The organism is Methylobacterium sp. WL18 (assembly GCF_008040015.1).
Classification (GTDB): domain Bacteria; phylum Pseudomonadota; class Alphaproteobacteria; order Rhizobiales; family Beijerinckiaceae; genus Methylobacterium; species Methylobacterium mesophilicum.
In genome coordinates this window covers 1-9,153 of sequence record NZ_VRVD01000144.1, presented here as the reverse complement: position 1 = coordinate 9,153, position 9,153 = coordinate 1, and the positions used below count along the sequence as shown (strand labels likewise).

Below are 9,153 nucleotides of genomic sequence, written 5' to 3'. Positions count from 1 at the left end.
CCCCCCTTTTTTTTTACCACCCCCCCCCCCCCCACCCCCCCGCCCGGTTCGGGGGGGGGGCGGTTTTTTTTTAAAACCCCTCGGCCAGGCGGTGGCCCGGCACCGGGCCGGCCAGCAGGATCCGCTCGTCGCCCGGGCCGGAGCCCTGTTCCGCGCCCTCACCGGCGGCGGCTTCGCGGGGCTGGCCCAGACCTACGACGAGGCCGACACCCCGAAGCTCGCCGGACAGCGCGCGGGCGGCGGGTTGGTCGGGATCGAGGGCATGAGCGAGGGTACCCGCGACCAGCTCTACCTCGCCCTGCGCCTCGCCTACCTGGAGGATTACGCCGGGCGCGCCGAGCCGGCCCCCTTCATCGGCGACGATCTGTTCTCGACATTCGACGAGGCCCGGACCGGATACGGCCTCGACGCGCTGGCCGAGATCGGCGCCAGCGTCCAGCCGATCCTGTTCACCCACCACCGTCACGTCGCCGAGATCGCCCGGGACCGGCTGGGGGACGCGGTGGACGTTTTGGAGCTGTAGGGGGCGGTTTTGACCGAAGAGCGCGGCCGTCCGGCAACTCCCTTGGCGACGGCCGCCACAACGGCGGGGAGTAAATCTCTCCGTCATGCCGGGGCGCCGTAGGCGATCCCGAAATCCAGAGCCGCCGACCGCGCAAGTCCTTCAAGGGTCGGCGGTTATGGTTCCCGGGCTCCCCTGCGTGGCCCCGGGATGGCGAGGCGGGGGATCGTGCGGTTTTTGAACCCTCAATTGCTGCAGCAGGGGCGTTTCGTCCCTTGAATGCCCCGGTCCGCCTAAGGAAGGCGCGCTGTCCTCGCGGAGAAGGTGCTCGTTGGGTTCAGGCCCTTGCCGCGGTGGAGAGTTCAGCCCCGCAGATACCGTGCCTCCAGATGCGCCCGGAACGCCGCCGTCCCGAGCGGCGCCCCCGTCGCCCGCACCAGCAGATCATCCGTTCCGAGGAGGCTGCCCACTTCGTGCACGTTGGCCCGCAGCCAAGTGCGCAGCGGTGCGAAGTCGCCCTCGGCAAGGCAGCCCGGCAGGGCGGGCTCCGCCGTGCGGGCCGCCCGGAACAGCTGGGCCGCGGCGAGCGCGCCGAGCGTGTAGGTCGGGAAGTAGCCGAACGCCCCGCTCGGCCAGTGGATGTCCTGCAGGCAGCCGAGGCGGTCGTCGGGAACCGTGAGGCCGAGGAGGTCGCGCAGGCCGTCGTTGAAGGCGCCCGGCAAGTCGGCCACCGCGAGGTCGCCCGCGATCATCGCAGTCTCCAGCCGGTAGCGCAGCAGGATATGGGCCGGGTAGGTCGCCTCGTCGGCATCGACCCGGATGAAGCCCGGCCGGACCCGGGTGTTCAGCGCGTGCAGGTTCTCCGGCGACCATTCCGGCCCGGAGCGGCCGAACGCCTCCCGCAGCAGCGGTGCCAGGTAGGTGAAGAACTCCCGGCTGCGGCAGGCCTGCATCTCGACGATGAGCGACTGGCTCTCGTGCAGGCTCATGCCCCGGGCAGCCCCCACCGGCTGGTGCCGCCACGCGGCGGGGCGGCCCTGCTCGTAGAGGGCGTGGCCGGTCTCGTGCAGCACGCCCATTAAGGCGCGGCCGAAATCGGCCTCGTCGTAGCGCGTGGTGATGCGCACGTCGTCGGTGGCGCCCCCGCAGAACGGGTGCAGGCTGATGTCGAGCCGGCCGCGGGTGAAATCGAAGCCGAGCGCGCTCATCAGCTTGAGGCCGAGGGCGCGCTGCGTGCCCACGTCGAACGGGCCTTCCAGGGGCAGCGGCGCCGGGCGGGAATCCTGGATTTCCCGGGCGCGGGCGATCAGGTCCGGCAGCCAGCTCGTGAGATCGGAAAACAGCGGGTCGATCACCGCCCGGCGCATGCCGGGATCGTAGCTGTCGAGCAGCGCGTCGTAGGGATCGAGCCCGAGCGCCGCGCCCTTGGCCTGCCCGATCTCGCGCTGGAGCCGCAACACCTCGGCGAGGTAGGGCGCCAACCGGGCGAAGTCGGCGTCGCGCCGCGCCTCGCGCCAGACCATCTCCGACCGCGACACCGCCCGCGAGCTGGCCTCGACCAGATCCCGGGGCACGGCGGCGCCGTGGGCCTGGGTCCGCCGCATCTCCCGCAGGTTGGCGGCCGGCCACGGATCGAGCCCGCCCGCCGCCTCGGCCGCGTCGATCTCTCCCCGCGTCTCGGGCGCCGTCAGGATCTCGTGCGCCAGCCCGCGCAAGATCGCCAGCTGGTCTCCCCGCGCCTCGGCCGCCCCGTCGGGCATCAGCGTCTGCGCATCCCAGCCGAGGATCCCGGCCGCCCCTTCCAGGGCCGCCAGGCGGGAGAAACGCTGTTCGAGGATCTGGTAGGCGGTCATGCGGTCATCCGTCCCGGTCGGTTCCTGATCGACGCGTGCCAGCATACGCTCTGCAGGCACCGATCATTAGGATATAATTCCTTGATGGTGTTAAGTGTGGGCCTCACCCCGCCTGCAGCATCTCCAGTTCCAGCCAGCGGTCCTCCGCCTGCGACAGCTCGGTCTCGGCCTGGGCCAGCATGGCGGTGGCCTTGTCGAACCGGGCCGGGTCGCGGGCGTAGAGGTTGGCATCGTCCAAGACCGTCTTGAGCTGGACGATCGCCGCTTCCAGCTTCGCGATGCGGGCCGGGAGCGTCTTCAACTCGTGCTGGTCCTTGAAGCCGAGCTTCGGCTTGGCGGAGGCCTGCGGGGCCGGCGCGGCGGATTGGCGCTCGCGCGACCCCTTCTTGGCCGTGACCGTGCGGGCCTCGACCCCCTGCCCGCGCTGGACCAGCATGTCGCTGTAGCCGCCGGCATATTCCATCCAGCGGCCCGCCCCTTCCGAGACCAGCACGCTGCTGGCGACCCGGTCGAGGAAGTCGCGGTCGTGGCTGACCAGGATCAGCGTGCCCTGGTAGTCGCCGAGCATCTCCTGGAGCAGGTCCAGGGTCTCGAGATCGAGGTCGTTGGTCGGCTCGTCCAGCACCAGCAGGTTGGCCGGTTGCGCCAGTGCGCGGGCGATCAACAGCCGGTTGCGCTCGCCGCCGGACAGCACAGAGACCGGGGTCCGGGCCTGCTCGGGGGTGAACAGGAAGTCCTTGAGGTAGCCGATGACGTGGCGGCTCTGGCCGTTCACCGTGACGCTGTCGCCCCGGCCGCCGGTGAGCACCTCGGTGACGGTCATCCCGGGCTCCAGCGTCGCCCGCGCCTGATCGAGCACCACCGGCATCAGGTTGGTGCCCAGCACGATCTGCCCCGAATCGGGGGCGAGCCGGCCCATCAGAAGGTTAATCAGCGTCGACTTGCCGGCGCCGTTGGCCCCGACGATGCCGAGCCGGTCGCCCCGCATCACCCGCAGCGACAGCCCGTCCACGATGGTCCGCTCGCCGTAGGCCTTCGCGATGTCCCGGGCTTCCACCACGAGGCTGCCGGAAGATTCGGCCTCCGAGGCCTGCATGCTGACGCTGCCCACCGGGCGGCGGACCTCGCGGCGATTCTGGCGAAGCTCGTGCAGGTTGCCGAGGCGGCGGACGTTTCGCTTGCGCCGCGCGGTGACGCCGTAGCGCAGCCAATGCTCCTCGGCGACGATCTTGCGGTCGAGCTTGTGCTGGTCGCGCTCCTCCTCTTCGAAGAACGCGTCGCGCCAGGCCTCGAAATTCGAGAATCCCTGCTCGATCCTCCGCGTTTCCCCGCGGTCCAGCCAGATCGTGGCCCGGGACAACGCGGAGAGAAACCGTCGGTCGTGGCTGATCAGGACCATGGCGGCGCGGGTTCCGCGCAGCTCCGCTTCGAGCCACTCGATCGCCGGAAGGTCGAGATGGTTGGTCGGCTCGTCGAGCAGCAGCACGTCGGGCTCCGGCGCGAGCGCTTGGGCCAGCGCCGCGCGCCGCCCCTCGCCGCCCGAGAGCTTGCCCGGATCCTCCGCCCCGGTCATGCCGAGGCTCTCCAGCAAGTACTTGGCCCGGTACGTGGATTCGTTCGGCGGCAACCCGGCCTCGACGAAGTCGAGGGTGGTCGAGAACCCCGAAAAGTCCGGCTCCTGGGCCAGATAGCGGATCGTGGTCCCGGGCTGCAGGAACAGCCGCCCGTTGTCCGGCTCGACCAGGCCGGCGGCGATCTTCATCAGCGTCGACTTGCCCGAGCCGTTCCGCCCGACCAGGCAGGTCCGCTCGCCGGGCGAGATCGTGAGGTCGGCGCGGTTGATCAGCGGAGTACCGCCGAAGGTCAGCGCGATATCCTGGAGGGTCAGAAGCGGGGGAGCGGCCATGCCGGGCTTATGGCAGCGCCGGGCTTCCGGTTCAAACGGTGCCGCCCCGCGGGGCGGGGCGGCACACGCGCTCAGGCGATCGGGTTGGCCGGCCCGGTGGGCGGGCTGATCTCCGGCGGGCCGGGATCGTTCACCGGGATCTCCGGCGGCTGAATGCCGGGCGCCTCGGCCGGGGTGTTCCCGGGGATCTCGGGACCGGGCGGCTGCGTCGGGGCCTGCGGCGGCTCGTAGGGAGCGTCCGGCACCGGCGTGGGCTGCGGCGGAACCTCGGGCACTTGGCCGGGATCGGCGAGGGTGAAGTCTGGCACGGCTGTCCTCCAGATGGCCCGCGGTGCTGGGCTGCACCGTTCGGGCTGCAACGAGGGCCTGCCGCTCCGGTTCCGGCGTGCTACTTCTTGGTGAGGAGGAGATTGCCCTCCTTGCTCGCCACCTTCTGAATCTTCTCGGCGAACAGGGCGAGCAGGAACGGCAGCTTCACCTCGAGGCGCACGCTCTCGGGGCCGACATCGATGGTGCCGCCGATCTTCTGGGTCATCGCCGAGACCCCGAAATCCAGGCGGTCGCCCGTCCAGGCGAGCTGGTCCACGCTGACGCCGCTCTTGGCCAGGAAGGCCCGCGCCTGGTCGGTGCCGTGCTCGAGGCGCCGCTTGGCCTCGTCGCGGCCGAGGTCGTGCGGGATGTCGACGATCAGGGGTTTGGGCATGGGGCGGCTGGGTCCGGACTGCTTTCGCAGCACATGGGGCCTCCCGATGCCGCAGACAACGTCGGGAGGCCGCAGGGCTTCAGGACAGGCTCGTCCTGCAAGCCGTCAACGCCGGATCTTCAGTTCAGGACTTGAAGCGAGACGTAGCTCGTGCCGCCCATGCCGAGGGCACGCGCCGAGCCCCGCGAGAGATCGATGATCCGGCCGCGCACGAATGGGCCGCGGTCGTTGATGCGCACCACCACCGTGCGGCCGGTCCTGCGGTTCTCCACGCGGACCCGGGTTCCGAACGGCAGGCTGCGATGGGCAGCGGTCAGTCCGTTGGGGTTGAAACGCTCACCGTTCGCGGTGCGATGGCCGCTCCCGTACCAGGAGGCCCCGCCGCTCTGGGCGGCAGCCGGGAGGGTCGTTCCGACGATGGCAGACAGCATTCCAACGGTGGCCACGAACTTACCGAAACCAGATGTCATTCTTCCCGTATTCCCTTGTTGTTTCCGGGGCGGCGCAAGTCGTTTCAGAAATCGACCGGAATAAGGCGGCCTTTCGGGCATGCTGCGGGTCACATTTTAGCCAGTTTTGAGCTGGTCATGCAGATTACATCCCGTTTTGTATCTCAATATTTCCGGAATGTCTTCGATTTGTAGACACGACAGTCGTTCGCCGTCATCGGCAAGTGCTGGCAAGAGATGCCACATCGATCCCACGATCAGCTATAATTCCTAAGCCCTGCGTGGGGTGTGACCCTGTATCCCGCTCAGCTGGACGCGGACGCCGTCCGGACCCGACAATTGTCGTTCGGAGTGCTGCCATAAGAATGGGTGGTTCGGTGCCGGCACTCCGTCAGCAAAGCCGAGCCACGGCAACTGACGTCGCGCCTCTAGGCACGCGTCGAGGGGTGGCTTTTTCTGCGGAAAGACTGGCGGCCTGGGCGGTAGGCAAAAAGTGCAGCCCCAGAACGGGACGCGCGGCCGGCGAATTCGAAAACCCGGCCTTTACCGTGTCCGACGCATGGTCTGCCGGTCAGTCGCGTAACCGGTGTTTGCCATGGCTTCCCCGCGTACCGTGGCTGCCGATGCCGTCGCCCGGAAACAGGTCTCGCGTGCCGGGCGGCCCGCATCGGCGCCACGGATGGGTCTCGTACCCGCCCAGCGTTCCCTTCCCCTTGACCAAGTTCTGGTCGGGGATTGCATCTCGGCCATGAACGCGCTGCCGGCTTCGAGCGTCGACTGCGTGTTCGCCGACCCACCCTACAACCTGCAGCTCGGCGACGCCGGCCTGCTGCGTCCGGACCAGAGCCGTGTCGACGCGGTCGACGACGACTGGGACAAGTTCGCGACCTTCGAGGCCTACGACAGCTTCACCCGCGAATGGCTCGCCGCCTGTCGCCGGGTGATGAAGCCGAACGCGACCCTCTGGGTGATCGGGTCGTACCACAACATCTTCCGGGTCGGGAGCGCGTTGCAGGATCTCGGTTACTGGATCCTCAACGACATCGTGTGGCGCAAGGCCAACCCGATGCCGAACTTCCGCGGCAAGCGCTTCACCAATGCCCACGAGACCCTGATCTGGGCCTCGCGCTCTGCGGATTCGAAGGGCTACACCTTTCATTACGACGCGCTGAAGGGAGGCAACGAAGACCTCCAGATGCGCTCGGACTGGTTCATTCCACTCTGCACAGGCGAGGAGCGGCTGAAGGATGCGGAGGGCCACAAGGTCCATCCGACCCAGAAGCCCGAGGCCCTGCTCGCCCGCACCCTGATGGCGGCGACCAATCCCGGCGACGTGGTGCTCGACCCGTTCTTCGGCACCGGCACCACCGGTGCCGTCGCCAAGCGCCTCGGCCGCCGCTTCATCGGCATCGAGCGCGAGGCCACCTACGCGAAGGCCGCGATGGAGCGGATCGACGCCGTCCAGCCGCTGTCGAAGGCGGCCCTCATGGTGGCGCCGACCAAGCGCGCCGAGCCGCGGGTTCCGTTCCTCTCGGTGATCGAGGCCGGGCATATCCGCCCGGGCGAGATCGTCACCGACGAGCGGCGCCGCTTCCGCGCCACGGTGCGTCCGGACGGCCAGCTCGATAACGGCCTGGTCATCGGCTCGATCCACAAGATCGGCGCCCTGGTCCAGGGTCTTCCGGCCTGCAACGGCTGGACCTTCTGGCACGTCGAGCGTTCGGGCAAGCCGTTGGTGATCGACAGCTACCGGGCCGGCCTGCGGCAGGCGATGGCGAACGGCTGAGCCCTCCCCGTATCGGACCTGGGATCCCGAAGAGCCGAGCCCTTTGGCGGGTGCAGGGCAGAGCCCTGCGAACACCTTGGGGCTTCGCCCCAAGCCCCACCAAAAGGCTGAGCCCTTTGGGAACCCGGTCAACGCCGCCGCGCCGCGCCCGGCCGACGCGTCGGTGGCCGGGCGCGCACCGGGACCGGCACTGCCTCAGGCTCGCCATCCAAAAAGTCGTCCATGTCCGGCGGCGGCTCCGGTGCCGGCTTTGGGCGCGGCTTGGGCACCGCGCGCACGCTCGGCCGCGGCTCCGGATCCTCCATCGAGATCGGCGCCTCCATGGCCGCGAGCAGCGGCATCGCCGGTGGCTCCTTCTTCGGGCGGCCGCGCGGCTTCTTCTCGGGCTCCGGCTTCGGGTCGAAGGCGTGGGCCAGCACCTTCCGCATCAGGCCGGGCAGCGGCTCGTCCTCCAGCGCGCTGCGCGGGGTGAAGCGCATGCCGGGCGGCGTCGGGGTCGAGAGCGCGACCCGCGCAGAGAACACCGTCAGCTCCAGCGGGAAATGCGTGAATCCGTGCCGCACCAGGCCCGGCAGGCGCTTCCAGCGGGCGTCGATCGGCGCGTCCAGGAGGGCCGCGGCGACGTCGTAATCCGGCTCCCAGGCGCTGCCGGGCGGCTCGGCCATGGTGCCGAGCAGACCCTCCGGCGGACGCGTCCGCAGCAGCACCGCCTCGTCGCCGCTGCGGATCGCCACGAAGGCCGCGCCGCGGCGCAGCGCCCCCTTGGCGACCTTGATCTTGCGCGGGAACGTGTCCTGCGTGCCGCGTGCCCGGGCCTCGCAGGGCAGCATCCACGGGCAGAGCGCGCAGGCGGGGCGCTTGGGCGTGCAGATCGTCGCGCCGAGATCCATGAGCGCCTGCGCGAAGTCGCCCGGCCGGTCGTGCGGCACCAGGGCCTGGGTCAGCCGACGGATCTCCGGGCGGCTGCCGGGCAGCGGCGCCTCCACGGCGAACACGCGACTCAGCACCCGCTCGACATTGCCGTCGACCGCGGCTTCCGCCCGCTCGAACGCGATCGCGGCGATCGCTCCGGCCGTGTAGGCGCCGATGCCCGGGAGCTTGCGCAGGCCCTCGGCCGTATCGGGGAAACGGCCCGCAGCGGCGACCGCCTTGGCGCAGGCGTGGAGGTTGCGGGCCCGGGAATAATAGCCGAGCCCGGCCCAGGCCGACATCACCGCCTCCTCGGGGGCTTCGGCCAGCGCGTCGATATCCGGAAAGCGCGTCAGGAACCGCTCGAAATACGGCCGCACCGCCGCGATCGTGGTCTGCTGCAGCATCACCTCGGAGAGCCAGACCCGGTAGGGATCGGGCACCTCGCCGGCGAGCGCGCGCCACGGCAGGACCCGCCGGTGCCGGTCGTACCAGGCGAGCAGGTCGTCGGCGCGTGGTCCGGAAGCGGACCCGGAATCCGTGGCTGAACAGGTCGGCATGGGCCAGGCTGCATACCCGGAGGGGCCGGGCGATCATAGGCCCGCCCGACGCCGGGGCGGTGCTCCCTTCTTAAACGAAGCTGCGCTACCGTGATGCGATTCATCGGGGGCGAGGCCCAGAGCACCATGGCGCGCGTCAAACCGCTGGCCGAGCTGATCGAGAGCTGCATCGGGCCCGCCTTCGCGGCGCAGGGCTTCGCGTCGACCGATATCCTGGCGGCCTGGCCGGAGATCGTGGGCGAGCGGCTGGCACGCTATTGCCGGCCCTCGAAGCTCGAATGGCCCAAGCGCCGCCGCAAGGAGGCCGACGCGCCGGAATCCGGCACGCTCGTGGTCCGGGTCGAGGGCGTCTTCGCGATCGAGCTCCAGCATCTCGCGCCCGTGGTGATCCAGCGCATCAACGCGCATTACGGCTGGGCCTGCGTCTCGCGCCTCGTGCTGCAGCAGGACCGGGTCGGCCGCGGCGGCCGGCCCGGTCCTGCTGC

At 70.0% G+C, this 9,153-nt stretch carries 9 protein-coding genes; 3 read left to right on the top strand and 6 right to left on the bottom strand.

Annotation, left to right across the window (positions count from 1 at the left end; all coding sequences use genetic code 11):
- Positions 1-91 precede the first annotated feature (91 nt).
- Positions 92-523, top strand: a complete 432-nt coding sequence (locus FV228_RS12830; RefSeq protein ID WP_246693896.1) for a hypothetical protein — start codon at positions 92-94, stop codon at positions 521-523.
- A 341-nt stretch (positions 524-864) separates the two neighbouring features.
- On the opposite strand, the gene FV228_RS12825 is transcribed toward FV228_RS12830, so the two are convergent.
- The 5 genes from FV228_RS12825 to FV228_RS12805 form a co-directional block, all read right to left on the bottom strand.
- Positions 865-2,355, bottom strand: a complete 1,491-nt coding sequence (locus tag FV228_RS12825) for a carboxypeptidase M32 (protein ID WP_147854972.1) — start codon at positions 2,353-2,355, stop codon at positions 865-867.
- 103 nt (positions 2,356-2,458) lie between these two features.
- On the bottom strand, positions 2,459-4,261 hold the full coding sequence (locus FV228_RS12820) for an ATP-binding cassette domain-containing protein (protein WP_147854971.1): 1,803 nt from the start codon (positions 4,259-4,261) through the stop codon (positions 2,459-2,461).
- A gap of 71 nt (positions 4,262-4,332) precedes the next feature.
- Complete coding sequence (locus tag FV228_RS12815) at positions 4,333-4,569, bottom strand: hypothetical protein (protein ID WP_147854970.1); 237 nt, start codon at positions 4,567-4,569, stop codon at positions 4,333-4,335.
- A gap of 80 nt (positions 4,570-4,649) precedes the next feature.
- Positions 4,650-4,964 (bottom strand): polyhydroxyalkanoic acid system family protein, encoded by a 315-nt coding sequence (locus FV228_RS12810; protein ID WP_147854969.1) that lies wholly within the window; start codon positions 4,962-4,964, stop codon positions 4,650-4,652.
- Positions 4,965-5,083: 119 nt separating this feature from the next.
- The gene (locus FV228_RS12805) at positions 5,084-5,395 is read right to left on the bottom strand and encodes a septal ring lytic transglycosylase RlpA family protein (protein ID WP_246693897.1); all 312 of its coding nucleotides are present in this window, start codon (positions 5,393-5,395) and stop codon (positions 5,084-5,086) included.
- A gap of 613 nt (positions 5,396-6,008) precedes the next feature.
- Here FV228_RS12805 and FV228_RS12800 point away from each other — a divergent pair.
- On the top strand, positions 6,009-7,199 hold the full coding sequence (locus tag FV228_RS12800; protein WP_281406490.1) for a site-specific DNA-methyltransferase: 1,191 nt from the start codon (positions 6,009-6,011) through the stop codon (positions 7,197-7,199).
- 128 nt (positions 7,200-7,327) lie between these two features.
- Here FV228_RS12800 and mutY read toward each other — a convergent pair whose 3' ends face one another.
- Complete coding sequence (mutY, locus tag FV228_RS12795) at positions 7,328-8,668, bottom strand: A/G-specific adenine glycosylase (RefSeq protein WP_147854966.1); 1,341 nt, start codon at positions 8,666-8,668, stop codon at positions 7,328-7,330.
- A 126-nt stretch (positions 8,669-8,794) separates the two neighbouring features.
- On the opposite strand from mutY, the gene FV228_RS12790 reads away from it, so the two are divergent.
- A partial coding sequence (locus tag FV228_RS12790) for a DUF721 domain-containing protein (RefSeq protein ID WP_147854973.1) occupies positions 8,795-9,153 on the top strand: 359 nt, incomplete at its 3' end.